Below are 25,775 nucleotides of genomic sequence, written 5' to 3'. Positions count from 1 at the left end.
CCAACTATTACAATCGCACATATAATACGTTACTGATCTGAGTAGAAGGATGTGTAACGTAATGGAAATACCGGTTACCGGGTTCGTCGTTCATTCGGAAGATGGGTCCGGACATCATTCGCACGGTTTGTATATCACGTCATGGAACGGAAGACCTGTCCATACCCATAAGTTTGCAGGGCAGACGTCGGTTGATGTCGGTCATCGTCATCAATATGCCGGTACGACAGCGCCTGCGCCGAGTGGAGTCCCTCACATGCACGAATACTACACTGTTACTTCGTTCGATGATGGCCATACTCATATTATCCAGGGAGTGACCGGCCCAGCCGTCCCGCTTTCAGGTGGAGGACACTACCATTTGTTCGAGGGTGTCACGACGGTTAGCGGCATGATTCCGCATAGTCATGCCTACAGCGGGCGCACAGGCAACGAAGAGTAAATGAAAATCGGGTGGTCCGGGCAGGAGTGTTCCTGCCTTTTTCATTTTTCACGTGCAGCGTGTACAATGGATTCATCAAGATGGGAATAGAGAGGAATGGAACTGCATTGATTCGTACACTAGCGCTGACGAAGGACGCCACACTGCTGCATAATTCGCCGCTCGAACGATTGAGAGCTGCGGATATCGAATGGTATTGGGTTGATTTCGATAGTCCAAGCCATGAAGAAGCAGCCTTATTGGACCGTGTTTTTCATTTTCATCCGTTAGCGATTGAAGACTGTCTTCACTTTCTGCAGCGCCCGAAAATGGATTATTACGGAGATTACAATTTTTTTGTGCTTCATGCTTTAAACCAACGGACTTTGGATGCGGAAGAAGTTGATTTATTTGTCGGGGGCAACTATGTTGTCTCCTTTCACCTGCAGCAATCGGAGGAGCTTGAAGAGGTGTGGGAGAAAATATCAGTGAATGAAGCGATATGGGCAAAAGGGCCCGTCTATATCGCCTATCTTGTTATGGATAAACTGGTGGATCAATATTTCCCTGCCGTGTATCTGATCGAAGAAGCTGTCGATAAGTTGGATGACAATCTGAAGAGAGCGAACGGGAATCGATTGATGGACGAACTGTTCGACATCCGCGGAGATTTGCTGAAGCTTCGGCGGACGATAAATACGATGCGTGATTTACTGTACCGTATTTTGAATTCTGAGCGGCTGGCTGCTTTTAAAGAGCACCATGTCTATTTTGTCGACATTCACGATCATTTGCTGCGTCTGTCTGAATTGATCGAATCCAATCGGGAAATGACGGCAGATATACGTGACAGTTACACTTCTTTTAACTCCAATCGGATGAATAGCATCATGATGACGCTCACGATTATTTCTTCCATTTTTATTCCGTTAACGTTTATCGCTGGTGTATACGGGATGAACTTTGAATTCATGCCAGAGCTGAAATCACATTATGGATACTTTATCGTATTGATAGTGATGGTTCTAATCGGTGTGGGGATGTACTTGTGGTTTCGGAGAAAAGGCTGGTTCAAAGTGTAATGCCCATATAGACTACTAATAGAAATAATACGATTAAATATTAATGGCATTAACATATTAAAAGTGTGCTAGAAGGCGGAGTGGAGTATAAATGATGTTCCTCGCATTTGGATTAACGCCAGACCCGCAAACCTCTGAGAGTGCATTTAGAACGAGCGGTTCACAAAACGAAAATGGATACAGCAATCCGAAGGTAGTCGCCATACCGCAACTTTACGTATGATCTCGCCAAGATTCAAATTCAATAGCAATGTAAGTGAACAGAACTCTCTCGACTTTGTCGGAGGGTTCTCTTTTTGTGTGATCGTGATGTGCTGGCGAAAAGATGGTAAGATAGTACGGTGAAATCGTCAGAGATAAGGGGGAAACCAACTTGAAGTGGATGAAGTCCTTGTGTCTGCTGCTGCTTACGTTATTTGTGCTGGCCGGCTGCAGTCCTTCCGTTGCGCCTATATCGGACACGAAGCCATTAACCGGGTTTCAGGAGGTAGCGGACTATATCAAGGCCCATCAGGCGCTGCCGGAAAGCTTCATTACGAAGAAGGAAGCCGAAGCGCTCGGGTGGCAAGCGAAGAAAGGCAATTTGCATGAGGTGGCCCCGGGGAAGAGCATCGGCGGAGATGTGTTCCGCAATAGGGAAGGGAAGCTGCCGAAGAAGAAGGGCCGGGTCTGGTACGAAGCCGACATCAACTATGAGTCTGGCTTTCGGGGGAAGGACCGCATTTTATATTCCAGTGACGGCCTCATATATAAGACGGAAAATCATTATGAGACGTTTGAACCGATGAATTGAATGAAGAGCAGCAGAGAGGAAGGTTGGGAATGCGCACCATTATTTTGGATGGCCATCACTATGAGACCCGCGATCAGCTGCACGACGCATTGAAGGAGAAGCTGGAGCTTCCGGATTATTACGGCTGCAATCTTGATGCGTTGTGGGACTGTCTGACCGGGTGGATTGAGCTTCCGCTTTTGATTCAATGGACTCACTTCGAACAGAGCGAGATCCATCTGGGAGACTATAGCCACCAACTGCTGGATCTGTTCCGTGAGGCTGAGGAAGAATTAGCAGGGTTTCAACTGCTCGTAGAATAATAGGCTGTGTCCCGTAAAGCGGGGTATTAGTTCGTCGAAACCAACGAGCGAATACCCTATTTTTTGTTTATAATGGTTATAAATAAAAAAGATTGCAGACGGAGGGAGCGAATATGGGCAGCGAGATTGCCATTGATGAACTTCAGGCCTTCAAGATGATAGCTGAAACGATTAACCGTTCGAGGGAGCTTCCGACGTTATTGAATAATGTATTGCGCACTTTGGTGGAAATTACGGGGCTCAAAGCCGGATGGATTTTTCTCATTGAGGAGAAGTCAGATTATACGCTGGCGGCTGATTACCAGCTTCCGCCGGCGCTGGATGCGGATGGCAAGCATCATATGAAGCATGGCTCGTGCTGGTGCATTGACCGGTACCGGAAGGGAAAGATTCTGCAAGCGGACAATACGCTCAATTGCAAACGGTTAGAGGATGCCGTGAAATATCGGTGGGGCGATACCGAAGGCATTACGCATCATGCCACCATCCCGCTTCACGCAGGAGAACGGCTATACGGAATTCTGAATGTGGCTGCGCCCGGCAAGGAACAGTTCCATGCCAAAGAATTGATGCTGCTGCAGTCGGTCGCCTATCAGATCGGAACCGCGATCGAACGAACTCTGCTCTATCAATCCCGCCTGAAGCGGGCTGAGCTATTGAATCGGTTGAGCGGTTTGTCGCTTAGTCTGGGAGGCGTGGTCGATGTGAAGCAGATTCCGGAAATCGTCGTACGCGCCGTCGGGGAGCACCTAGGGTGTCCGGCTGCAGCCGTATATATTGCGGAGGGCGGCAAGCTGTCCCGGCATATCAAGCTGGAGAACGGAAAGATGTCGCGGCGGGTCCAGCGTTCGGGCTCAACGGCATTGGGTCCAATCTGGACCGCATATGCAGAGAGCAAGCCTCATGTCTGGAACGAGGTCCATGACCGTTCTGATGAGCGCCCCAGCTCATACCGGTATATGGCTTCGCAAGCAGCCATACCCGTCCTCCTGCGGGATAAGCCGATTGGCGTCATCCACGCGGGCAGTGCGGAACAGAAGCATATCGATGCCGTGATGATGGAAATGCTTCAGTTGGTGGCTGAGCATATGTCCCGCGCCTATGAGACAGCACAGTATCATGAACAGCAGCTCCATTTGCTTATGTTGCAGGAACGCAACCGATTGGCCCGGGATTTGCACGATTCGGTATCCCAGAAGCTGTTCGCCCTGCAATTGACGGCGCGAGGGATGGAGAGCTTGCTGTCGGCTCCAGCCTCCTCACCCGGCTTCCAAGGGGAGTCCATCATGTCCGCTCTGACGGAAATGCAAGAGTTGACGAAGGATGCGGTATGCGAGATGCGTTCGCTCATCTGGCAGCTGCGCCCCGCCGGGTTGGAGGAGGGCCTTCTTACGGGGCTGATCCGGTACGGCAAGACGCAGGGCGTGCTGGTGATCGCTCACTCCGAGATCATGCTGGAGTTGCCCCGCTATTTGGAGGAGACGTTATTCCGCATCGGGCAAGAAGCGCTTAATAATGTGCGCAAGCATGCACGGACGAACACGGCACATATGCGACTATATACGGAAGGCGGGCAGGTTGCGCTAGAAATTACGGATGAAGGGGCTGGCATCGTCGCGTCCGAGCTGCAGCTGAGCGCAGGGGTAGGCATTACCGGCATGCGCGAGCGGGCGGAAGCGTACGGAGGCACGTTCAGTATGGAGAGCGGCTCCCGCCGGGGGACCCTTATACGGGTTATGCTGCCTTTGAAGAAGGAAGGGAATCGATATGGCGATTAAGGTATTGCTTGTGGATGATCATACGGTGGTGCTGCGCGGGCTCCGCTTCTTCTTAAGGATGCAGCGAGATATCGAGGTGATCGGCGAAGCGTTGAATGGGATTGATGCAATACGAATGTCGGAAACGTTGAAGCCGGATGTCGTCGTCATGGATTTGATGCTGCCTCAGATGAATGGAATCGAAGCGACACGGCACATCCGGCAGCATCTTCCGGACACGAAAGTGCTTGTATTGACGTCTTATTTCGATAAAGATCACGTCGTTCCGGCCATTCAAGCCGGAGCCAACGGCTATTTAATGAAGGATATTATGCCGGATGAGCTCGTGCAGGCCATTGTCGGCGTGCATCAAGGCCAAGTTCAGCTTCATCCGGGCGTGACCGAGCAGTTGATGTCGCACTTGGCCTGTCGTCCGCAGCCGGAAGACAACGAACCTAATCTGGAGTCGCTTACGCATCGGGAGAAGGAAGTGCTGCGCCTGATCTCGCTGGGCAAGAGCAACAAGGAGATCGCCGCTGATATTCACATCACGGAGAAGACCGTCAAGACGCATGTAAGTAATTTGCTTGGCAAGCTGGGAATGTCCGCCCGCACGCAAGCGGCGATATTTGCAGTGAAAAAGGGCTTAGCAGAATAGTTCAACTACAACTAAAGTCGTAGAAAAGTCCGATCAAAGATCGGGCTTTTTTGGTATGCCGGTGTCCGTCTGCCCGCCGACGCGAACCCGCTCCGGGACCTGTTATGCTAACGTTACAGGACGATATGCAATTCCGCTGTAATATCATAACCCGGCATAATCCGCTCTGGGAAATTGAACGCAAGGGAGAAAGTCAAATGAATCAAGTATTGTTCGTGAAAGCCAATTGCCGTTCCGTTGAACAGTCCGTCAGCGTAAAACTGTATCATGCGTTTTTGGAATGCTACCAGAAAACAAACCCGTCTGATCGCATCACTGAGCTGGATTTATATGCCGAGGAACTGCCTTACTATAACAATGACATGATGAACGGCATGTACAAGCTCCGGAAGGACGAAATACTGTCGCCAACGGAACGAAATAACGTCAACCTAATCATGCGCTATCTAAACCAATTCGTCGCGGCGGATAAGGTCATATTCGCTTTCCCGATGTGGAATACGACGGTTCCGACTGTGCTGCACACGTATATGGATTACTTGAATCAGCCGGGAACGACGTACCGTTATACACCGAACGGAGCGATCGGGCTCATGCATAACAAGAAGGTCGCCCTTTTGCATGCGCGAGGAGGCGTCTATTCCAGTGGTCCGGCCGTTGAAGAGGAGATGGCGGTGCGCTTCATGAAGCATAATCTGAAGCTGTTCGGTATCGATGATATCGTCACCGTTATCGTCGAAGGACATAATCAATATCCAGAGCAGCAGCAACGCATCATTGAAATGGGCATCGAGGCGGCATCGAAAGCAGCAATCGCTTTTTAGAGATTAGGGAGCGCGCATAGAAGGGGGGCGCACGAAGCTGAAAATAATGATGGTAGAGCCTAACCCGAGAGCATGGATATGGCTGTGGAAATACAGGGACATGTTGATTGGGAACAATCCAATCCTGGCGTCGGCCGAAATCGATGTGCTGTATCTTCATCAGCGGCATATGTAAGTCGAGCAAGAAGAGCATGAGGAGTACCGTCCGAATGCGGTCGGTGCTCCTGAACATCCATTTCATATTAAAGAGGAGGACATTGCCATGAAAATACAAGAAATCAGGTTGCATACGAGCGACTTGCAGAATATCAAGAGGTTCTATTCCCAAGTGCTAGGACTGCCAATTATGCATGAACACGGGGGAGGCATCACGTTTCAAGCAGGTGCCTCACAGCTTACCTTCGTACACAATAACGAGGCTGAGGCTGGACGTCCGTTTTATCATTTCGCATTCAACATAACTGAGAGTAAAATAGAGCAATGCGTGGAATGGCTGAAACGGAAACAGGCGGCTATCCACTGTATAGAAGGGAAAGATATTCAGCACTTATCGCACTGGAATGCGCATGCCGTATATCTCTACGACCCCGCAGGCAACCTTATCGAATTCATTGCGCGGCATAATGGTCAGGACAGAGAAGCAGGCGAATCCGCTTCGTTCGGTGTGCCGGACATTCAATGCATCAGCGAGATCGGCCTGCCGGTCGAGGATGTGCCAGAAGCGGCAGCAGTCCTGAAGGAGCGCTATGGGGCTGACGTGTACATAGCGGCTTATCCGCTCTTTGCGCCACTAGGCAATGAGGAAGGGCTGTTGATTCTATGTTCTACGCAGCGGAAATGGTTCGGCACCGACAAGTACGCAGCGATCCATCCGATAGAAATTGTGTTGCGCGACTCTGTCCGCGATGATGCTCAGTTTCTGCAATATCCGTATCGGATGATTAGACAAGATTGAAAAATGGAACCGGAATAGAAGCAAAACAGCCTTTGATCGCGAGGATCAAAGGCTGTCTGTACGATTACAAGAACACGAAATAGATAACAGCGGCCAACACGAGGCGGTACACCGCGAACGGAACCAGCTTCACCTTGTTAATCAGCTTCAGGAAGAAGCGGATCGAGATTAATGCGAAGATGAAGGCGCTGATGAATCCGATAATGAAGAACGGCAGCGCATCAACGGTGAAATCCTTCCAATGCTTCAGCAGCGACAAGCCGCTCGCGCCCGCCATGACCGGTACGGCCATAATGAAGGTGAAGTCGGCTGCCGCGCGGTGGCTCATGCCTAATAGAACGCCTCCCGAAATGGTCGATCCGGAGCGGGAAAATCCCGGCCACAGGCCCAAACATTGAAACAGACCGATACCTAATGCTTGCTTGTACGTGATCTGGTCGACCGTCTTCGCGGATGGCTTGCTCGGGCGGAACCAGTCCGCCGCTAACATCAAAATGGCTCCGAGCACCAGACCGATGAGCACCGTCTGGATAGAGAACAAATATTCATCGATATAGTTTTCGAAGAGGAGCCCGAGGACTGCCGCCGGAATCAACCCGACGATAACCTGCGTCAGCTTCAGCCGGCGTCCTCTGCCAAGTTCCGGGTGTACCGGCCCTTTCTTCAAGCCTAAGAGATGCATGAATCGATCCCAGAACACGACGACGACCGCCAGGATGGAGCCCAATTGGATGACAACCTTAAAGGTGTTCGCAATCGAAGGAGTGAATAGTTCCTTGGAGTGCAGCAAAAAATCATCCACTAAGATCATGTGTCCAGTCGAAGAGACCGGAGCAAATTCAGTCAAGCCTTCTACAAGTCCCAGTATAAAGCCGACAAACATTTCCCACCAATTCAAAATTTCACTCTCCCATTTCCAGCCTGTCCTTCTAACTTAGAGATATAACATTTGTATTATATAGGTTTTTGAACGGAGATGGTAGTCGTTGGACTAACAGTCTAACATCGAATACAAAATAATGGAATAAAAATAATATCATTACAATATTATGAATCAGGATATTGTTTGGAGCATGTGCAAAATAGGAGGTTGATGGGTTGAAAAGAGTTATGTCACTTGTTTTATTTGTTGTTTTATTACTCACCATGTTTGTTGGCACCCCGGTCCAAGCACAGAACGAGGACTACGACACGGATTTAACTTATGAAAGTAATCCGGAAGTTACATCCAATCTCGATGAAATTAAAGAAAAGATTTCGGAGCTCCAAAGGCGAGGTTACATAGGAGATGAAAGTAGTCTGAATGAAATCAATCTTCCGGGTCAGCAGCAGGCCAGCTACGACAATGTAGAATTATTGGCGGAAACCTACGTCCTTGTCGGTTTAGATACGGATACATATAAGACGATTGATATTGATCAACTTATTTTAGACAATGGTCCCGCGGATACAGAAAAACCATTAAATCTGGTATTTTATACATTGAAAATTACAGATTTTATAGGAAATCCAAATACAACCGAAGCCGATTTTGTCCATTCTGCCGCTGTAACTTCAGCATTAGGCTGTTGTAGTTTTCCGAAAGATTATACAATAAATAGCTCCGTATACCAAAGTACTGACGGTACTATTTATGCTGAATTTGCTAAAAAAATTGAAACTGTAAAAATTCGTGAGGATGTTAATATAGTCACCAGAATCAATACCACATTTTACTGGAAGTCTGACGCCACAGCGTATGCTAATTTTAAAGACGCTTCGAATCTGGCGGCTTCTGGAACTGAAGGCCCTTTCCTCTTAAATAAAAAGGGTGTAAAGTATCCTGAATATACCGATAATAATTCAAAGCTGGTGCTAACAAAACCTGCTTCTACAACTTGGACGAAGGGGAATATAGGTTGCGGTTTAACGCCGACAGAGAGAATAAAGTACAGAGACTATTATGACACTAGTTATGGCAGTATAACATGGGTAGATAATCTAGGCAGGGTTAAGTATGAAATTCATCACATTAGACCGTGTAATTATGGCGGCACCAATATTTATGATAATCTTATACCGTTACCCTATGATTTTCACCGAAAAGTAGTGACACCTTGGTGGTCGTCATATTAATATGAGGACGAGAGTGAAAACACTAAAATCACGCCCTATCATCACAACATTTGGAGGATTATATGTCGATTGGAAGTATTTGTGGATCATTAAAAGACAGACTATGTGAAAACAGCACTCTAAAAGTGCAGCATGCGGGCGGAGAATTATATATGACCTATTTCTCCTGGAGGCAGCCTGCTAATAAAGATAAAATCAATACTTTGCAAGAGAATAGCGGGTGGAGGCTTCCTAGAGATTTTATAGAGTTTTTGTTAGTTTCAGATGGAGCTTCTTTATTTTGCAATAAAATGGATGAAAGCAGAGTAGAACTTTACAGTGTAAATGAAATAAATGAATACTACGAAGATTATGCCAAAGGAGACGGATATTTGAGAACATATCCGCCCGAATGGGTGATGATTGGGGAATATAGCGGATATGGGGAATATTTTTTTATTGATAGCAAAAAAGTTAAGGATGGCGAGAACCGCTGTATGATTAACGTTTCAGTAGGCAATATCATCTCAATGGAAATTGATTTTACTACTTGGCTTGATCGATTAATTGTTGCTCAAGGAGAACGTTTCTGGCTATGGAACGAGAGCAAGTACATAGATATATAAACCAATTTAACTGTATATGAGAGTTATCATCTGTGTTATTTTTCAGGGTTCGCTTATAGAACTTATAAAGTGCCCTTGGTGTGTATTCACTAATTGTTTAGGAGGAACGCAGAAATGAGAAAAAAGCTATTTGTATTACTGATGGTTTTTGCTGTATTTTTCTCCTTAGGAACAAGTGTTTTTGCTAAAGAATTCAATTTCGACCTCAAAGATGGTAATTTTTTTGGAGTACTAACATCGAGCGGCGATTATGACAAACTGAACTTTAACCCTTATGAAATTATCGGAAAAACCCTGTATTTCCAATTACATGGCCCTTCAACTTCTGTATATAAAGTTCAATTATACGAGGGTAGTTCTAGTAAAAAAACGCTCGACCAAGGGGATATAGGTATCTATTCCAATTTTATCGCCGGAAAAAACTATTATTTCAGAATATCCACTAAAAAATTCGATAAAAACTCCAACGACCGTGATTATAAACTGAGTGTATGGTACTATAATACGAATAATCAGAAAGTATACATTACGAAGTAATAGTTTAGCACCAAGGGTGCTTTATGAGTTCTGAAAACAGCGATCCCGTTTATTATAATAGCTCTTTTATGCAAATGGTCTCAACCGTGCTTAATCGCACGGTTTTTTTATGCGATTATATCTGTCGAGCTGAAAAAGGAGTTATCCTCTAACGGCTGTAACTCATTCATTGACCACGTAGGTTTAGAGGAGATGTGCAGTCACATTTGAGGAAGCACAGCAGGCTTATACTTCCGGAGCGAGTCATGTTACGCATTGGTTTGTCGCACGCGCCTGATTCATCATAATATGGCAAGAGATAGGACGTATTTCTCCCATGTCAATGTCAATATGCAGATTGCGCGGAACCTGAGGTTGAATCGTCTCTATTAGATGCTGGTGATGTCATTTGACTCGCTGGCATTTCTTTTTTTTGAAATATTTTTTCGTATATGATGTAAGATAATCGACCGCCCTTTCGTATAAGTAGTGGAACTTCAATATGCAGCAGAAGGATCGGGGATGAATGGATGAATCGGATGTCAGATGATTGAATGAGAAAATAGATAGAGACGGACTGAATCAGCAATGATAGATTATAACATTAATTCGCACTATAGACAGAGATGGAGGATGCGAGTGGTGAACGAAGATCAGGAGTGGGTGTCTCAAGTATTGGCCGGTCATACGTACAGTTACGCCCACCTTGTAAACAAATATAAAGGAAGGCTATGCGTGCTGCTCGTCAGCATGGGCAATTCGCAGGCCGATGCGGAAGACATCGCACAGACTGCGTTCGTCAACGCCTATAAGCACCTGAAGAAGTATGATCCGGAGCGCTCATTCTCGGCTTGGCTCTACCGGATTGCCGTTAATCTGAGCGTGTCGCAATGGCGCACACAGAAGAACAGGCAGTGGACGGAGCTTCAGGAGACGCTCGTAGCCGTAGAGCCGACGCCGGAGGATATAGTGCTGCAGGAAGAGAAGAGACAGCAAGTGAATGAGGCGATGAATCGCTTGACGGCTCCATATCGGACCGTGCTATTCATGCGTTACAATATGGACATGAGCTACAAGGAAATCGCCGACGCGTTGAGCGTTCCGGTGACGACGGTACAGGTTCATCTGCACCGGGCGAAAAAGAAAATGAGAGACATGCTCGTTCAAGAGGGGGGATTCGCTTGAATTGCACGGACTTTCATCGGCTGATGGATGAGGAACGCCCGCTTACGAAGAGGGAGCTGGCCGCTGTGGAGCAGCACGCCGATTCATGCTTGTCATGCGCCGCGTTGTTGGAGTCGGATGATGAGGCGAATGAGTGGGACATCGGGCAAGACATGCCGGAAGCCGCGGTATCCGAAGGGTTCACGGATAACGTCATGCAAGAAATTCTCTCCTTGGAAGATGAGTCACAACGCCGGAGAAGGAGTCATAAGCGCGTCGGGCTGATTGCGGCCGGCATAGCATTCACCGTCACTGTTGGCGCGGCGGCTTCGCCGACATTCGCGGAAATGTTGAAGTCGCTGTTCGGGTATGGATATTATGTAAATGTGGATCATGCGGCAGAAATGGGGTTCTCGGAACGGGTGGAGGGCAGCGACACCGATCAACGAATCACGTTGTCCATTCACGAAATTCTTCCCGATTCGCCGCGCGTATACGTTGCCTATCAAATTATTAGAGACGGCAAGGTGTACGAACCTATGCTCCAGATAGATGGCAAACGCAACAGGCTATACGTGACGGATGAAGACGGTAATGAATATGAAGTTGACTCGATCGGTGGCGGCACGTCGGATACGACCATTTCGTATATCAATTTTAAGCTGCCGTACGGGCTAGAACATAAACAACTGACCCTTCATATGGATATCCGTGAAGTGGGCGGAAGGCGAGAAGGGGTTCCCTTTATCGAAGGTCTGGATAAGGAGCCGAACCCGAAGGTAGAAGGGCATTGGCAAGTAAGCGTTCCGTTCTCGTTCGCGAAAAGCACGGAAGCGACAATCCGAATTCCAATCGATCGTTCCTATACGACTCCGCAAGGCTTGAGCATCAATGTGCGCAATCTGGTCTTGACGCCGACGAAGACGCAACTAGGGCTGTCCCACCAATTGACAGAGGAAGCGGAACAGCGAAAATATCGGGTGAAGCCGCGGTTTTGGAACGAGCTGCAGAAGGATGAGCGCAACATGTACGAATTGAACCAACGCACCTTCATGTGGCAGCTTGTGGACGAGTCGGGCGCGGTCGTCAACGATACAAGCACGTCAAGCGCGCAGCTCGGCCGTTGGCCGCTAGGTCAAAAGCTGACGTTCCGCCTTGATTACGAGGAGCATAACGAGCTGTCGGATCTGTCGTTGACGTTCCGTCCGGCCGACGTACGCAAGGGGCCTGTCAAGCTGAAAGCGGGCGGAACGGAATTCATGTTGAGCTCGTTCAAGCTGGAACCGGATCTGCGCAATCCAAGCCAAACCAACGCCGTCATGGTTATCGAAGGAGTAATGCCGGCACCGCTCTATCGCGTTGCCCATTGGGTTCTCGCGCAAGGATCGGAATTGAAAGCGAACTTTATTTCCGTCGGGACGAAGACCAACGAGTACGAAATTAGAGAAACGGTAAGAAATACGGGCAAGATTCCACTGAAGTATGAGCTAAGAATAAAAGGCTATGAAGAGAAGTGGGAGAACGAGGAGTTGCAGCTTCTCGCTCCTGTCATTACGACACGGTATTACTACGAGGACGACGCGTGGTCGTTCCCTATTGAAGTTCCGCCTTCGTCTGGAATGAAACAGGAAGAGGGAAAGTAATATTTTGCACCGATATAACATACTGTGAGTGACGCACCGGCAGTACGGCACTGCCGGTGTTTTTGGTGTTATCATTCAGGTGCGGACAAGATTCACTGTATCTTTATGGATGGGTGCGTAGTTATAATGGAATTACTTAATTTTGGAGGTGTTCAGATTATGCGGCAAAGCTACAACGTAATCGCAAATCAACGAACGGAGAATAGAAAAAAACGAGCGGTAGAACGGCACGCGCGTATACGCGCATGCAGGTATTAAGGAAGCTGCGTATGCCTCATGTGACGTGCCGTCTGCCGGAAAGGCGGAACTGATTGAGATGAACTTACGCGCGTCACAAGTGTATATGATTATGATGTCTATGACGGCCCTTGCCACCTCTACGATGTCTACGACCTATGGGATTTATTTAATCGCGGAGCTTGGGCTGAACCCGTTCCAGCTTGTCATGATGGGAACGGTAATGGAGTGTACCGCACTCATCTTCGAAGGCGTCACCGGCGTCGTCGCCGATACGTACAGCCGTCGGTTATCGGTCATCATCGGGATGTTCGTGCTTGGCGCCGGATTTGTGTTGGAAGGCAGTGTGCAATGGATCGGCGCGCTGACCCCGTTCATTTCGGTGTTTATGTGGATTTTGGTTGCGGAATTTGTAAGCGGCTTCGGCTGGACCTTCATCAGCGGGGCTGATATGGCCTGGATCGTCGATGAAGTCGGTGAGGAGAACGTCGGGCATTTGTTCATGCGGGCGAAGCGGGTATCGTTGATCGCGGCCTTGCTTGGTATCGCACTGAGTGTCGGGCTGTCTACGGTGGCGCCCAATCTCCCGTTTGTGGCCGCGGGTCTGTTCTATTTAGGACTTGGCGTCTTTTTGATGTTATTCATGAAGGAGACGAAGTTTGTCCGTCCGGAGCGTACCGCTCATTCCACGCACTGGCATGAGATGAAGACGACTTGGGTGGCGGGCGCGAAGGTCGTGCGCCGTCATCCGGTGCTGCTGATGATCGTTGCCGTCACGCTGTTCAGCGGCGCGGCGTCCGAAGGTTACGACCGGCTGTGGGAGGCGCATCTCATTACCGATATCGGATTCCCGCAAGGCGTGCTGTCTTCCATGGCGATGTGGTTCGGCCTCATCTCCGTCCTGACAACGATCATCGGAATGTTGGCCGTGCGTGTCACGGAGAAGCGGCTGGATATGAGCAACGAGCAATCGGTCTTCTATGGCATGTTCGTGCTCACTGCGGCACATATCGCCGCCATCCTGTCGTTCGCCTTCTCGCCGAGCTTCGCCTGGGCGCTCGGATCGCTGCTTGCGATCGGTGTGATTCGCACGCTCAAAGAACCGATATATAATACTTGGCTGAACATGAACATTGAGAACAAGTCCCGCGCCACCGTCTTGTCGATGATTAGTCAGTCGGACGCGCTCGGCCAAGCGGCAGGCGGTCCGTTGGTCGGTTGGGTGGGGAACCGCATCTCCGTCCGGGCTTCGCTCGCGGTTGCGGCTGTGCTGCTGTCGCCGATTCTGGCCGTGTTCGCCCGGGTGCTGCGCAAGCGGTAAACATTAAAAAGGCAGGCGCTCGTCACGGGCGCCTGCCTTTTCTTTCATTAATGAATGCTGTTCTTTTGGAAGTTGCCGCCGAGCACGTCGGATACACTCTCAATCGCGATGAACGCCTTCTCATCGATCTCTTGCACAATCGCTTTCAGCTTAGCCAACTCCAGACGCGTGACGACGCAGTATATAATCTGCGTATCCTCCTTGCTGTAGCCGCCTCTGCCGTAGAGGAACGTCGTGCTGCGTCCCAGACGATCCAGAATCGCTTGCGATACTTCTTCGTACTCGGAAGATATAATCGTAACCGATTTGGATTCATTCAAGCCCTCAACGACAACGTCCATGACTTTGGAGGCAATGTAGAACGTGAATATGGAATACATCGCCGAATCCCAACCGAACACGAATCCTGCGACGATGAAGATAAATACGTTGATGAACAAAATAATTTGCCCGACAGGCACACGGGTTTTCTTCGAGAAGAGAATGGCCACAATTTCAGTTCCGTCAAGTGAACCGCCGAAGCGAAGCACGAGACCGACACCAAGACCTAGGATCAAGCCGCCGAACAGGACTGCCAATATTTTCTCATTCGTAAATGCATCGGCATGATGCAGCCACAAGGTCGTTCCCGACATGACCACGATACCGTACAAGGTGGAAAAGGCAAAGGTCTTGCCGATCTGCTTGTATCCGATGATTAGGAACGGGAGATTGATGATAAAAATGAATAGCCCAAGGGGCAGATTTGTCACTTTGGAGATGACGATGGAAACACCTGTAATTCCGCCGTCGATAACATTGTTCGGCACGAGGAATAATTCAAGCGCGACCCCCATTAATACAGCGCCTGCAGTAATAAAAATAAACCTCTTCAAGAAATCTAGGATAGTTAACTTCTTATGCGTTCTGGCCATACGATAAAATCCTTTCTTTATTAGTATGTATGAAGCTCACTTTTCGCAAAAAGTAGTTCTATAATAGCATTTCCCTATTTACAGTACAAACAGTCTTTTCATTATGAACGGTGCAATCGTGCTGCTAGTGTTTTGTCAACGCATTGCTGTGGCTGATTCTGAACGTTGTTCATAGGATACGCAACATGGTCGCGTAATATATTAAGCGCAGACTGAACCTTTTCCAGATTGGAAGCCAAGTATGGATAGGGTGCTTGTTTAAAAAGAGGGAGGTTATGTCTTGGTTCATTCGGTTCGAACTACGAAAAAAATAGGATCAAGGGGTTGGAGTTCCTTCGCGTTGGCGATTATCATCCTGCTGCTCATTTCGCTCACTCTATGGTGGGAGAGCCCGCCGGCAACGAAAGGGGCAGATGCCGAGGGACATGAATTTTCAGCGGAGAGAGCATTCAAGCATGTTGAAGTGATCGCACAGCACCCTCACCCCGTCGGTTCAGCGGAAAATGAGAAAGTGAGGCAATATTTGCTGCAACAGATGGAAGAGCTTGGACTGGAGCCGAAGGTTGATTCTTATCCATGGACCATAAAACGGAATGACATTACGGAATTATTCGATTTGCACAACATCATAGGCGTCCTGAAAGGTTCACAGGAAGGTAAAGTGCTTATGCTGACCGCGCACTATGACTCGACTCCCTTTGGTCCGGGAGCGAACGATGACGCTGTCGGCGTCGCCGCTTTGCTGGAAACGGCACGTGCCCTGCAGGCAGGGCCGCAGCTTGCCAACGATGTGTGGTTCGTGTTGACGGATGGCGAGGAGCCGGGATTGCTTGGTGCGACAGCGTTCTGGAATGAGGGGAATTACCGTGAAACTATCGGACTCGTGGCCAACTTCGAAGCGCGAGGCTCGAAAGGACCGGCTATCATGTTCCAGACGAGCAACGACAACGGTACGCTCATTTCCGAGTTTGCCTCATTCGCTCCTGCACCGGTCAGCAATTCGCTGGTCGGGGAGATTTATAAGACGATGCCGAATGACACTGATTTGACGGTGTCGCTGAAGGCAGGCATCCCTGGATTGAACTTCGCCCATGCGGATGGGTGGGATAAGTATCATAGCCCGCTGGATACGCCTGAATATGTATCTCTAGCCACGCTGCAGCACCACGGGGATAATGCGCTGGCTGCCGCCAAGCATTTTGGAAATGTGGATTTGAGTGATGTGGCTTCCGCTAATCGGGTCTATTTCAATTGGTTCGGTATACTGATTCATTATCCACAGTCAATGGTGCTGCCATTGACGCTGCTACTATGCGCGATGTGGGTATTTTCGCTCATTTTCTATATCCGTAAAGAGACGGTCTCGCTCAAAGGGGTCGCATATGGTCTGCTGGCCATAGTGGCGGGCATCCTATTGTCGCTGGCTGCAGCCTATATTTATTATAAGGTCATTGATGTATTAGGAATATTGAAACCGGAGCAGAGAAGCCCTGCGCCAGCAGTCAATCCAACGTTCTATAATATCGGGATAGTGCTGCTGGCCTTATTCGTGCACCTTATAGTTACACGATTTTTTAAGCGTAGAGTGAACGAGATGGAAATGGTTCTGTCAGGCATGCTGTTCTTTATCCTGCTGCTCGTCGGCACAACCTGGTTCCTTCCGGGAGCAAGCTATTTGTTCGCCTTGCCGCTCTGTGTTCATGCTATCGTTGTCGGATGCGCAATGAGACGGAAGCATCCGGCGGGCATATTGAATCGGGCGTGGTCCATTATTTTATGCGCTATATTGCCGATTACGCTGTTTACGAGTCTGTTTCATCTCCTGTTTACGGCGATGCCGCTTTCCAGTAATATCGTATGTGCGGCGTTATGTTCGATTCTCTTTGCGCTCCTGCACCCAATGATGTTGAGATTCATATCTGCTAGGCCACCAGAGCATCGTGTCGACTATTCAATAATATCTGGTTGATGAGAATGACACCGCGAATAATTCGGCAAAGAAGAAGCCCATGATATTGTTCGTGGGCTTCTTTTGATGAACTGTTCCTGGGGGGTCATATCAAAACTGCTTTTTGCACACACTCACCCTGTTTGATTTCCCCTTTTGTTCACTCTCCCAATACCTCAGATCGCATATGATTTGAGGAAAAGCAGAGATTCAGCCGTGAGATGAAAACCCGTATGACTACAGTCTTGTTTTTCTGAGGCAGCGGAAGAGTGAGGAAAAGGATGTTTTGATGAACCATCCCTTAGCGGAACAAACAGATGTGAACTATCTGGACAGGATTTTCAGAATATTTCTATGGTTCTTTGGTGAATGAGAACTAAATCCGATCCTCTTGCATCTAAGAGGCGAAAGCCAATTTAGATACAGGAGGAACAATACATGAAATTGTACAAAAAGATGATTGCGGCGTTGGCTGTATCCAGTATGATGCTTGCGTCGATGGAACCGGTATGGACGGTGGCGGTGGCGGCGCCAGCGAGCAAAGAAACGAAGGAGCAGAAGGAGAAGACGATTGCCGATCTGGATGCCAATTTGTTCAATCCTCTTTACCAAGCAGGGTGCTCCGACAGTGGAAGCCGAGATCAATATGAACAAAAAAGCAAGCATGATGAGAATTACGCCTGCCAAGGGCGGCATGAACTGACCGTCTATCGATTTCGAAAATATTTCTTAATCCTATAAAACTTTTTCAATCCTCCGTGTATCTAAGGGATGACTAAAAGGAGGAGACGACATGAATCAGAAGACGCTGATCGTTCGGGCGCAGCAGGGGGACACGGACAGCTTCGCGCTGGCGGTGCAGCACATCCAGGAACGATCGTACCGTATCGCATACAGCTATTTGCATGACGAAGCCGCCAGCATGGACGCAGTGTGCGATGCCGTAGAAAAGGCGCTTATCAACAAAAAAAAATTGAAGGACCCCGATAAATTCAATACTTGGTTTACACGAATCGTCATCAATCAGTGCAAAACCCATATCCGCAAAATGAAATCGATCGTCTATACGGAAGATGAAGACATTATGGGAATCGCGAAGCAGCCGCTGACGGACGAGATGCTGGATCTGAATGCGCTCATCGACGAACTGCCGCCGATGACGCGCATGCTCAACCAATTGAAATATATCCAGTCTACACGCTCGAAGAAATAGCGGAGATGACCGAGCTGCCTGTCGGGACGGTCAAGACGAAAATATATAGCACAATCAAGCTATTCAAGCAGCAGATGTATGCGGAACCGAAGGAGGCGAGAGTATGATGGATTATCAAGATGACGAAATCGAGCGCTTGTTCGAAAAGTTGCCTGAAGTTCCTGTGCCGGAAGGCTTGTTCAACGCATCGCGAAGCGGATTGATTCCACCGTGCGCCGCCGCCGCAAGAGCAAGGTCATGCGCCGCAGCTTGGGAACGGCCGCCGCCGGCATTTTGCTATTTTCCGGCTCGGTCATGTTCGTTCCATCCTTCGCCGTGTATGCGAAACAGATTCCGGGGATGGAAGCAGCTATAAAGTGGCTGGAGAGTGCCGGAGAATACATCGGAATACGGAATGCCAAGGAGCACGGGTATATTTCGACTCCGTCCTACAAAACAAAGTGGGGAAACCGCGAAGTCAGCGTGGACAATCTGTTTTTGGAAGACGATCGTCTGCACGTGGACATTACCATTAAGGGAGAGGATATTGCCGAAGCACAGCGGAACGGCCGCATGACGAAAGATGTTGGCGGTCTGACGTGGAGTCCGGAGTTCGGAATGATAGTCGATAATTACGCCCGATGGAATGCGAACGACAAGAAGCCTGTTTATGATATTGCAATTATTGCACCTAAACTGGAGGAGTACGAGATCTCGATTCGGCGTTTTATGGAGCCGGTCACGATCAATCAGAAGATAGAGTTCACAATACCGCCGACTGGAGCGGGTGATGGACAGGAAGGGACGTTGCTGGAACCGAAATATGCGAAGACAGTGGCCGAATTGGACGTTTCAGTCGTCGAACAAGCGCGGCGTGAGATGAGAGAAGCAGCCGGGCATGACATCGAATTGTACGGTGTTGAAGAATACAAGGGAGCTGCTTATTATAACGTCACCGTATACAGCAAGGACCACAAGAGCCGGATAGCTCTAGATCTGAATAAAGGGACAGCCAATGTGCATGTGTCCATGTCCTACAGCGAGCTTCCTTCTGACTTGGAACATATTATAGAAACGGCAACCCGCATGAACGGCAGTCAACTGGCAGCGGAAGTGAAGAAGCTCACCCGGACCAAGTCCGCGAATGAACGGATCATCCACACGTCGCTGGAAGGCGACATGACCATGACATTGGAAGATAATCGGATTGAGAGCATGTTTGTCACTGTGCCAATGGATCAAGTGGATGCCCAAGCGTTGGCGGTAGCGGAGCAAGCTGTCCGGGATCTGAAGGGCAAGCATGTGCCGCTCGTCAAAGCTTCACATCACCTGTATTCTCGATATGGGCAACCTATAAATATATATGTCTTCGAGGACCAAAAGAATGATTTGAGGATTGAAGTTGGATTCCAAACGGAGCGGCTTATTTCCGTGTATACTTCGGAAGATTTGGAAGCAGGTACGGATGCTACGGAAGACATCTTCCGTAAATTCACCGACGATCAGGTTCTTGAGGTTGCCGCTCCATACGTGCAGAAGCTGTTCGACATTGATCTGAACGGTTACGAAGTGGAGCGGGAGAAGGGAACCAGTTATTACACCTTTACGGTGGAAGACGGCCCGGCGATAAAAGCTTCCATGAACCGTCACTTCAAATTCTATGATTTGGAGATATTGACGGAGAACGGAGCCGTTGAATAAGCAAAGTAGTAAACGAATAGAGAGAGACCAAACTGCACATGGCAGTCAGGTCTCTCTTTTGCTTAGCCGATGAATTGTTCGACGAAGTAGTGCGGCTGCAGAGTTTCGCCTGTAGCTTTCATGAGCTTTTCATCCCATTTCCATGTCGCGCCGCTCGCGAAAAAACGTTCCTTCAAATAATCGCCGGCTTGCTGTGTAAACATGTTTTGCGAGATGTTGGTTTTGATATAATGCTGCAGTTGGGAGGCCGTTAATTCTCCCAAAATATAATTTTGATAGCTGAAGGGCGCAAGCGCGAAATGCATTTTCGCAGCCCAATCCGGATAGCAAGTATGCTCAGGCGCATTTAAATGCTGAATATGTCCTGCCAGCTGCCACCAGCGTTCGTTGACGTGCTGTAGCGGTTGCTCATACAACTCGCGTTCAAATATCGTAAAGGTTAAGTACCAGCGCATGCTCACCAGCATCTGGCGGCGCATCGTCTCCTGCAACGAGGATAGATGCGGGCTAAGCGCAGCACTGCCGGGCTGCACGAAGCGCTCGATCCATTCCGGATGCATTGTCATTCTCCCGAACAGCATTGCAATGGCTTCCGTCGTCAACGTATGGGCAGGCCGGCGGAGAAGAAACGGGAGCGCCGAGTCGATATATTTCTCATAAGCCGCATGCCCGAACTCATGCAGCATAACGCTCATCCAGAACTCATTCACATCGATGCTCATCATTACGCGCGGCTTGCCTTCTCGTCCCATATCCGTACAATAACCGTAAGGATATTTGTTCTCGCGCGGATATAAATCGCTGCTGCTCATGACGTCACTGATATCGAGTCCCATGCTGCGGAATGTTTCTTCGGTTATTCGTTCCATGCTCTGGCCTTGCAAATAGTCGTTCAAATTCCACTCCCCGGCCTGAGGAGCGGTCTGGAAGAAAGAGTCCGTATAATGCCAAGGCTGGATATGCTCCGTGCCGATACCGAACTGACGGGCGATGTCTTCGTCAATCTCCTTCTTGACGAGCCGATAGGGCTCTTCGCTTCGGGCGAGCAAGTCATGAAAGATGGCGAACGTATCGTCCAAATCCAACTCCTGCAATTCATAGCTCATGTGATAATAATTATCGTAACCTAGCGTACGCGCCTCTTCATTGCGCTGTTGTATTAATTGCAGCACGCCAGTCTCGACCTGTTTTCCGATCTGCTTGCTGGCCAACCAGGCCCGCTTGCGCTCCTCCTGATCGCCGCTCGTCTCCAAGATTGTCCGGATGTCGTTATTCGTTGCCGCTGTGCCGTCCATGGTTGGACGGAACGTATTGAATATTTCCACAAGCCCCTTGGTCATTCGCGTCGAACGCGCCGCCAGCTCCGGGTCCAATTGATAGCTCGCCATCATATTATGCAAATCAGTTAACTGGCGCTGCTGGAGCGGGTCCAACCGTTTATCTCCTTTATATTTCTTCACGTATCCAAACTGATCCGGATTGGAAAGATAGCGTTTCCATGCAAGCTGTGCCGCTTCAAGCCAATCGCTCCATTCGTGTTCTCCGGTAGAGGTTGACATCCATCCTGCGTGAGCTATCTCTCCAGATAACTTTTTCATATTTTCGTTCTGCTCTTGCAAAAAGGCTGCCACATCCATGATGTTGTCTCCTTGCGAAATGGATTTGCTTCGTCTAATAGAACATTCCTATATATACCATAACAAAAACATAGGAAATAATCATGTAGAAGCTTCATGATAAATACCAATGGCTACTAGTCGGTTACGAAGGTAGCGTCCCAACGGAATCAACCATTCGGTTGATTTTGTATTTCGCAACAGAGAATTTTGGTCAAGAGACTGTAGTAGGGAGTTTATAGATGAACTATACGATGGGGTAGTATCAGCAAAGTTGATACTACCCTCAAACATATAACATTCGTGCTGTTACATAGTTAAAATGGTAGATTCGATTTTTCCTTCTACATCTGCAAGCAACTCAAGCGTTTCAGCAACTTCAGTCCACTTTTTTGACATGGCTAACGTTTGGCATGTGCCAAACAATCGAGCTTGTTGTTCCTTTAATATTTTCAGTTCTTCATGACGGCCGCTAAAAAACAGTGAAAAATCTAGCGCCCGCCGCGCTCCGAGCGGAAAAGCAAAATGAATGAAATGTCCGATTTCTCCATCGACAAAACGTTCATTTCTGATTTGTTCAGCCTTGAAGCGAATTGCGTTCTTGCCCGTTAAATGATTTTCCTGCAGGGCAAATTTGTGTTGATCGTCGTAGCTCGATCTGAATAATTGGATTGCTTTATCGTAAATGTCATCTAATGATGGATTCGATATTCGTTTCGGCGACACCCAACAACGATAAGACCCCTGACTGCATGTGATTTTTTCAGCTTTCCATGCTAATTCCAACTGTTCAAACGGTAACCACACAAAAGGATAACCCGCTGGATCATGCAGTAATACCTCATTTTCATTCATATTTAATGCAAGAACATAATGATCGCATCCACCGAGATATTGATGATTCGGCATATAAGTCAAATAGCCCATATCAAAAGGTCCCAACATGACGGGTGATTTGGAGAGATCTTTCCTTAATTCCTCCAATGGAATTTGTTCCTTTTCCCCGCACACCTTTTCAATAACATGAAAGCCTAATATCTCAAATGCGCGATTAATGCCTTGATCCGGGCTGCTGGCGCCATTATCGAAAAAGATCATGTTATTTTGTGAAAGGGAAGCCCCCAATGCAAAACCGGTAAGAACTTCAATCAATGGGGGGGAGATATTTTCTCCTATCGTTGACAGCAGCATTGAAGCTGAGTTTGCATAACAATAAGCACCATTTCCTTGATATATCGTCATATAATCAACCCTCTCGAACTATTTAATGAATATCCACTTTTACAAATCTTCAGTTATCGGCAATAACAGGTGACATCAGTGATGCTCCTTTCTTCTATTTCCACTCTCCCTTCGTCTGTATTATTTCAAAGCTGAGAAAGTATGCAGGTGTTCAGCCTTTACTATTATTGACGCCAGATGAAACTAATGTCTGACAAAAAGCGTTAAGAAAATTTTCGGATATTGGCTCCGAGCATCGACAGGAAACAATGTAGTCCATTAATAATGAAATATTGCAATAGTTTTCAGAAAATTTTATAAATAGTCACTATTTAACTGCATTAAGCTATAAAAAACATGTCTGATTTTGTCGATAATTATTAAGCTACTATAGAGAGGAGAGCAAACCATGAAGTTTAGATTTAGAGACTTAAATACTTCTATTAAAATCTTTATACTTGTTGGGGTCGGCATTGCTTTATTAGTGCTGAGCACATTTACTTCGTACCAATCGATGAATGAAATTAACCACAAGAACGACACCATTTACGGACACAATCTGAAGTCGATTATGTGGCTAAAGCAAATTATGGTCAACAATCGTTCCGTTGACGCCGCGCTTTTCGAGTTGATGGCGAGCAGCGATGACAGCAGAAACAGTCTACTGCAAACGACAATCGAAGGGTTTAAAAACGAAAATGATACTATGCTGAAGAACTATAAGTCTGTTTTGCAGACGGAACAGGAACAGAAGCTGATTACGGAGTACGAAAAATTGTTGAAACCGTACCGCGACAGTTATGTTCAGTCGATTCAATTGGGGCTTGCGAACAAGAACGCAGAAGCGTATGACTACTATGTCGGAAATGTGCGAGGTGTTCGCCTTAAAGTGCAAAATGTGTTGACCGAGCTAGTTAAATGGAACGAAGATCTGGCGGAACAGCAAGCGAAGGAAGCAACACAATTAACGCATGCTTCAACGACAACCAGCGTTATTATAGGTGTCGTATCACTCCTTCTCTGCGTCATCGTTGGTTACTTTATCATCAACATCATCGTGAAGCCGCTTAGACAAATGCAAGGTCTGATGGAAAGAGCGGAGCAGGGCGATCTTACCGCTCGCGGCACCTATGAATCGAAAGACGAAATAGGGGTGCTGATGAAAGACTTCAACAAGATGATGGATGGGTTGTCATCGATTATGAGAACGGTGCACGAACGAGCGGAAGTGCTGCTTTACAATTCGCGTCTGGTAGCCGACAACGCGAATGAAACGACGCAAGCGACTGAACAAATTGCCGCGTCCATGGAGCAAGTAGCGTCTGGATCGAAGCTGCAGCAGAGTGCATCGGAGGAAAACGCGATCGCTCTCGAAGAGTTTGCGCGAGGCATTCAATCGATCGTTGATAATACGTCAAGCGTTGCGGAATTGTCTAGTCATTCCGCTGTTCAAGCCGAGCAAGGCAACGCAACCTTGGTAGACGCTATGGCACAGATGAAATCGATTAGTCAATCGGTGAAGACGACCGAGACGGCCGTTGAACAATTGAATGAACGCTCCTTGCAAATCGAGAAAATAATCGATGTAATTACAAATATTGCCGGGCAGACGAATCTGCTCGCGTTGAATGCTTCGATTGAAGCGGCAAGAGCAGGGGAAAGCGGCAGAGGGTTTGCCGTAGTCGCCGGAGAGGTTCGCAAATTAGCCGAACAATCTGGTGATTCTGCCCAAAAAATCGCCGAATTAATCGGAGAAATACAGCAAAGCACGCAAGAAACGGTCAGTTCCATGGCATATGTCCGTCAAGATGTGGCATCCGGTATGGAGGTCGTGGAAAAAGCAGGCCAAATGTTTGAGCATATTATGGCGCTCGTGCAGCAAGTTACTGGACAAGTGCAGGAGTCATCTGCGGCTACGGAAGAAATGTCAGCGGGTACCGAAGAAGTCTCGGCTTCTGTGGATGAAATGGCAAAGATCGCTGCTGAGACGTCACGTACGGTACAAACGGTGGTGGCCGCATCGGAAGAACAGTTTGCTTCAATCGAGACGATTACCGCGTCCATCGACCAATTGAAGGCATTGGCAGAGGAATTGCAAGTGATAGTCAATCGCTTTAAACTATAATTGAACATAAGAATTCATTTTCGGTCCGAGTAGAGAACCGGCCGGCTGTTAACAAAGACAGCCGGCCGGTTTTTATATTTGCAATTATGTTGCCTCCGGTAGCATTTACGCATCTGTTTGGACGTTGTAACTATGACAGTATAAAACCAATGCCAAATTTGAAGTAGAATGCTTGCTACCTCGGCTCTATTGAAACGATCTTGGGATCCCCCCATCTTCTGTGTTTATATTTTACAAAATATTCTTTGTCTACTTTGATTAAATTTGTAATTATCTTAGGCACTGTAATTGTGGTGATTCGATTACTTAAATTTTCAACCACTATATTATTTTCATTTATTTCAATTATCTTAACTACTTCTGCTGTTTCTGTACTTTGACAACCTACAAAAGCTACCAACAACAATACAATTAAAACAACTAATATCTTTTTAATTTGGAAAACCTCCTTATATATTGAAATATATTGAATTTGTTTTTATATCATGGTAAATTAAGGATGTGTTAAAAATCGTATTGGGAGGGGATTGTTATCTTATGACGGATTGTAAAATGAAGTGCGACAGTTACCATTAAATAAAAAAATGGCTCATGATTGATTCGTGTAAAATGGAGTCACCACAACAACCATTACACGGAGGAATCAATCATGAGTTACTCACATT

25 protein-coding genes are annotated in these 25,775 nt (G+C 47.7%); 20 read left to right on the top strand and 5 right to left on the bottom strand.

Going from position 1 to position 25,775, the window contains the following annotated elements:
• Positions 1-61 precede the first annotated feature (61 nt).
• From M3650_RS21285 to M3650_RS21250, 9 genes are all read left to right on the top strand, one after another.
• Positions 62-442 carry a YmaF family protein gene (locus tag M3650_RS21285; RefSeq protein ID WP_251577573.1) on the top strand — a complete coding sequence of 127 codons (381 nt, stop codon included), beginning with the start codon at positions 62-64 and terminating at the stop codon, positions 440-442.
• Positions 443-549: 107 nt separating this feature from the next.
• The gene (corA, locus tag M3650_RS21280; protein ID WP_251577571.1) at positions 550-1,503 is read left to right on the top strand and encodes a magnesium/cobalt transporter CorA; all 954 of its coding nucleotides are present in this window, start codon (positions 550-552) and stop codon (positions 1,501-1,503) included.
• A 373-nt stretch (positions 1,504-1,876) separates the two neighbouring features.
• The gene (locus M3650_RS21275; protein WP_483311773.1) at positions 1,877-2,296 is read left to right on the top strand and encodes a ribonuclease domain-containing protein; all 420 of its coding nucleotides are present in this window, start codon (positions 1,877-1,879) and stop codon (positions 2,294-2,296) included.
• Positions 2,297-2,325: 29 nt separating this feature from the next.
• The gene (locus tag M3650_RS21270) at positions 2,326-2,598 is read left to right on the top strand and encodes a barstar family protein (protein ID WP_251577569.1); all 273 of its coding nucleotides are present in this window, start codon (positions 2,326-2,328) and stop codon (positions 2,596-2,598) included.
• A gap of 113 nt (positions 2,599-2,711) precedes the next feature.
• Positions 2,712-4,376 carry a GAF domain-containing sensor histidine kinase gene (locus M3650_RS21265; RefSeq protein ID WP_251577567.1) on the top strand — a complete coding sequence of 555 codons (1,665 nt, stop codon included), beginning with the start codon at positions 2,712-2,714 and terminating at the stop codon, positions 4,374-4,376.
• The gene (locus M3650_RS21260) at positions 4,366-5,013 is read left to right on the top strand and encodes a response regulator (protein ID WP_251577565.1); all 648 of its coding nucleotides are present in this window, start codon (positions 4,366-4,368) and stop codon (positions 5,011-5,013) included. The genes M3650_RS21265 and M3650_RS21260 overlap by 11 nt, the downstream gene beginning before the upstream one ends.
• A 197-nt stretch (positions 5,014-5,210) precedes the next feature.
• Positions 5,211-5,837: an FMN-dependent NADH-azoreductase gene (locus M3650_RS21255; RefSeq protein WP_019423215.1), complete on the top strand. Its 627-nt coding sequence runs from the start codon at positions 5,211-5,213 to the stop codon at positions 5,835-5,837.
• Between the two features lie 49 nt (positions 5,838-5,886).
• Positions 5,887-6,012, top strand: a complete 126-nt coding sequence (locus M3650_RS32065; RefSeq protein ID WP_285848597.1) for a hypothetical protein — start codon at positions 5,887-5,889, stop codon at positions 6,010-6,012.
• 87 nt (positions 6,013-6,099) lie between these two features.
• Positions 6,100-6,792 carry a VOC family protein gene (locus tag M3650_RS21250; protein WP_251577563.1) on the top strand — a complete coding sequence of 231 codons (693 nt, stop codon included), beginning with the start codon at positions 6,100-6,102 and terminating at the stop codon, positions 6,790-6,792.
• 64 nt (positions 6,793-6,856) lie between these two features.
• On the opposite strand, the gene M3650_RS21245 is transcribed toward M3650_RS21250, so the two are convergent.
• On the bottom strand, positions 6,857-7,675 hold the full coding sequence (locus M3650_RS21245) for an undecaprenyl-diphosphate phosphatase (RefSeq protein WP_192813630.1): 819 nt from the start codon (positions 7,673-7,675) through the stop codon (positions 6,857-6,859).
• Between the two features lie 215 nt (positions 7,676-7,890).
• On the opposite strand from M3650_RS21245, the gene M3650_RS21240 reads away from it, so the two are divergent.
• The 6 genes from M3650_RS21240 (at position 7,891) to M3650_RS21215 (ending at position 14,393) form a co-directional block, all read left to right on the top strand.
• Positions 7,891-8,907 (top strand): HNH endonuclease signature motif containing protein, encoded by a 1,017-nt coding sequence (locus M3650_RS21240; protein WP_251577561.1) that lies wholly within the window; start codon positions 7,891-7,893, stop codon positions 8,905-8,907.
• Positions 8,908-8,969: 62 nt separating this feature from the next.
• Positions 8,970-9,512 carry an SMI1/KNR4 family protein gene (locus tag M3650_RS21235; protein WP_233696622.1) on the top strand — a complete coding sequence of 181 codons (543 nt, stop codon included), beginning with the start codon at positions 8,970-8,972 and terminating at the stop codon, positions 9,510-9,512.
• 114 nt (positions 9,513-9,626) lie between these two features.
• On the top strand, positions 9,627-10,049 hold the full coding sequence (locus M3650_RS21230) for a hypothetical protein (protein WP_019423221.1): 423 nt from the start codon (positions 9,627-9,629) through the stop codon (positions 10,047-10,049).
• Between the two features lie 612 nt (positions 10,050-10,661).
• On the top strand, positions 10,662-11,213 hold the full coding sequence (locus M3650_RS21225; protein WP_251577559.1) for an RNA polymerase sigma factor: 552 nt from the start codon (positions 10,662-10,664) through the stop codon (positions 11,211-11,213).
• Positions 11,210-12,835, top strand: coding sequence for a DUF4179 domain-containing protein (locus tag M3650_RS21220; protein ID WP_251577557.1), 1,626 nt, complete (start codon positions 11,210-11,212; stop codon positions 12,833-12,835). The genes M3650_RS21225 and M3650_RS21220 overlap by 4 nt, the downstream gene beginning before the upstream one ends.
• A 316-nt stretch (positions 12,836-13,151) precedes the next feature.
• Entirely contained in the window at positions 13,152-14,393 is a 1,242-nt protein-coding gene (locus M3650_RS21215) for an MFS transporter (RefSeq protein ID WP_251577555.1), read from the top strand.
• Positions 14,394-14,440: 47 nt separating this feature from the next.
• Here the strand turns inward: M3650_RS21215 and M3650_RS21210 are convergent, their stop codons facing one another.
• Positions 14,441-15,307: a YitT family protein gene (locus M3650_RS21210; protein WP_251577553.1), complete on the bottom strand. Its 867-nt coding sequence runs from the start codon at positions 15,305-15,307 to the stop codon at positions 14,441-14,443.
• A gap of 340 nt (positions 15,308-15,647) precedes the next feature.
• On the opposite strand from M3650_RS21210, the gene M3650_RS21205 reads away from it, so the two are divergent.
• The 4 genes from M3650_RS21205 (at position 15,648) to M3650_RS21190 (ending at position 20,148) form a co-directional block, all read left to right on the top strand.
• Complete coding sequence (locus M3650_RS21205; RefSeq protein ID WP_251577551.1) at positions 15,648-17,276, top strand: M28 family peptidase; 1,629 nt, start codon at positions 15,648-15,650, stop codon at positions 17,274-17,276.
• 417 nt (positions 17,277-17,693) lie between these two features.
• On the top strand, positions 17,694-17,996 hold the full coding sequence (locus tag M3650_RS21200) for a hypothetical protein (RefSeq protein ID WP_251577549.1): 303 nt from the start codon (positions 17,694-17,696) through the stop codon (positions 17,994-17,996).
• 52 nt (positions 17,997-18,048) lie between these two features.
• The gene (locus tag M3650_RS21195; protein WP_251577547.1) at positions 18,049-18,468 is read left to right on the top strand and encodes a sigma-70 family RNA polymerase sigma factor; all 420 of its coding nucleotides are present in this window, start codon (positions 18,049-18,051) and stop codon (positions 18,466-18,468) included.
• 210 nt (positions 18,469-18,678) lie between these two features.
• The gene (locus tag M3650_RS21190; RefSeq protein ID WP_251577544.1) at positions 18,679-20,148 is read left to right on the top strand and encodes a DUF4179 domain-containing protein; all 1,470 of its coding nucleotides are present in this window, start codon (positions 18,679-18,681) and stop codon (positions 20,146-20,148) included.
• Between the two features lie 62 nt (positions 20,149-20,210).
• On the opposite strand, the gene M3650_RS21185 is transcribed toward M3650_RS21190, so the two are convergent.
• Together M3650_RS21185 and M3650_RS21180 are read right to left on the bottom strand one after the other, a co-directional pair.
• Positions 20,211-21,785, bottom strand: coding sequence for a M3 family metallopeptidase (locus M3650_RS21185; protein WP_251577542.1), 1,575 nt, complete (start codon positions 21,783-21,785; stop codon positions 20,211-20,213).
• A gap of 288 nt (positions 21,786-22,073) precedes the next feature.
• Entirely contained in the window at positions 22,074-23,006 is a 933-nt protein-coding gene (locus tag M3650_RS21180) for a hypothetical protein (protein WP_251577540.1), read from the bottom strand.
• Between the two features lie 388 nt (positions 23,007-23,394).
• On the opposite strand from M3650_RS21180, the gene M3650_RS21175 reads away from it, so the two are divergent.
• Positions 23,395-25,110: a methyl-accepting chemotaxis protein gene (locus M3650_RS21175; RefSeq protein WP_251577538.1), complete on the top strand. Its 1,716-nt coding sequence runs from the start codon at positions 23,395-23,397 to the stop codon at positions 25,108-25,110.
• Positions 25,111-25,285: 175 nt separating this feature from the next.
• Here M3650_RS21175 and M3650_RS21170 read toward each other — a convergent pair whose 3' ends face one another.
• Positions 25,286-25,510, bottom strand: a complete 225-nt coding sequence (locus tag M3650_RS21170) for a hypothetical protein (protein ID WP_251577536.1) — start codon at positions 25,508-25,510, stop codon at positions 25,286-25,288.
• Positions 25,511-25,775 lie beyond the last annotated feature (265 nt).

It is taken from the genome of Paenibacillus sp. MER TA 81-3, from assembly GCF_023713585.1.
GTDB classification, from domain to species: Bacteria; Bacillota; Bacilli; order Paenibacillales; family Paenibacillaceae; genus Paenibacillus_B; species Paenibacillus_B profundus.
The sequence above is the reverse complement of the archived record's forward strand: the minus strand, read 5'-3'. Positions and strand labels throughout refer to the sequence as shown.

What these genes read in the sequence shown, in the direction of transcription:
- M3650_RS32065 (WP_285848597.1), top strand. Translation starts at nt 5,887, where the DNA reads ATGGTAGAGCCTAACCCGAGAGCATGGATATGGCTGTGGAAATACAGG.
- M3650_RS21270 (WP_251577569.1), top strand. Translation starts at nt 2,326, where the DNA reads ATGCGCACCATTATTTTGGATGGCCATCACTATGAGACCCGCGATCAG.
- M3650_RS21250 (WP_251577563.1), top strand. Translation starts at nt 6,100, where the DNA reads ATGAAAATACAAGAAATCAGGTTGCATACGAGCGACTTGCAGAATATC.
- M3650_RS21255 (WP_019423215.1), top strand. Translation starts at nt 5,211, where the DNA reads ATGAATCAAGTATTGTTCGTGAAAGCCAATTGCCGTTCCGTTGAACAG.
- M3650_RS21215 (WP_251577555.1), top strand. Translation starts at nt 13,152, where the DNA reads ATGAACTTACGCGCGTCACAAGTGTATATGATTATGATGTCTATGACG.
- M3650_RS21245 (WP_192813630.1), bottom strand. Translation starts at nt 7,675, where the DNA reads ATGTTTGTCGGCTTTATACTGGGACTTGTAGAAGGCTTGACTGAATTT.
- M3650_RS21195 (WP_251577547.1), top strand. Translation starts at nt 18,049, where the DNA reads ATGAATCAGAAGACGCTGATCGTTCGGGCGCAGCAGGGGGACACGGAC.
- M3650_RS21185 (WP_251577542.1), bottom strand. Translation starts at nt 21,785, where the DNA reads ATGGATGTGGCAGCCTTTTTGCAAGAGCAGAACGAAAATATGAAAAAG.
- M3650_RS21200 (WP_251577549.1), top strand. Translation starts at nt 17,694, where the DNA reads ATGAAATTGTACAAAAAGATGATTGCGGCGTTGGCTGTATCCAGTATG.
- M3650_RS21225 (WP_251577559.1), top strand. Translation starts at nt 10,662, where the DNA reads ATGCGAGTGGTGAACGAAGATCAGGAGTGGGTGTCTCAAGTATTGGCC.
- M3650_RS21175 (WP_251577538.1), top strand. Translation starts at nt 23,395, where the DNA reads ATGAAGTTTAGATTTAGAGACTTAAATACTTCTATTAAAATCTTTATA.
- M3650_RS21260 (WP_251577565.1), top strand. Translation starts at nt 4,366, where the DNA reads ATGGCGATTAAGGTATTGCTTGTGGATGATCATACGGTGGTGCTGCGC.
- M3650_RS21265 (WP_251577567.1), top strand. Translation starts at nt 2,712, where the DNA reads ATGGGCAGCGAGATTGCCATTGATGAACTTCAGGCCTTCAAGATGATA.
- M3650_RS21210 (WP_251577553.1), bottom strand. Translation starts at nt 15,307, where the DNA reads ATGGCCAGAACGCATAAGAAGTTAACTATCCTAGATTTCTTGAAGAGG.
- M3650_RS21180 (WP_251577540.1), bottom strand. Translation starts at nt 23,006, where the DNA reads ATGACGATATATCAAGGAAATGGTGCTTATTGTTATGCAAACTCAGCT.
- M3650_RS21285 (WP_251577573.1), top strand. Translation starts at nt 62, where the DNA reads ATGGAAATACCGGTTACCGGGTTCGTCGTTCATTCGGAAGATGGGTCC.
- M3650_RS21235 (WP_233696622.1), top strand. Translation starts at nt 8,970, where the DNA reads ATGTCGATTGGAAGTATTTGTGGATCATTAAAAGACAGACTATGTGAA.
- M3650_RS21230 (WP_019423221.1), top strand. Translation starts at nt 9,627, where the DNA reads ATGAGAAAAAAGCTATTTGTATTACTGATGGTTTTTGCTGTATTTTTC.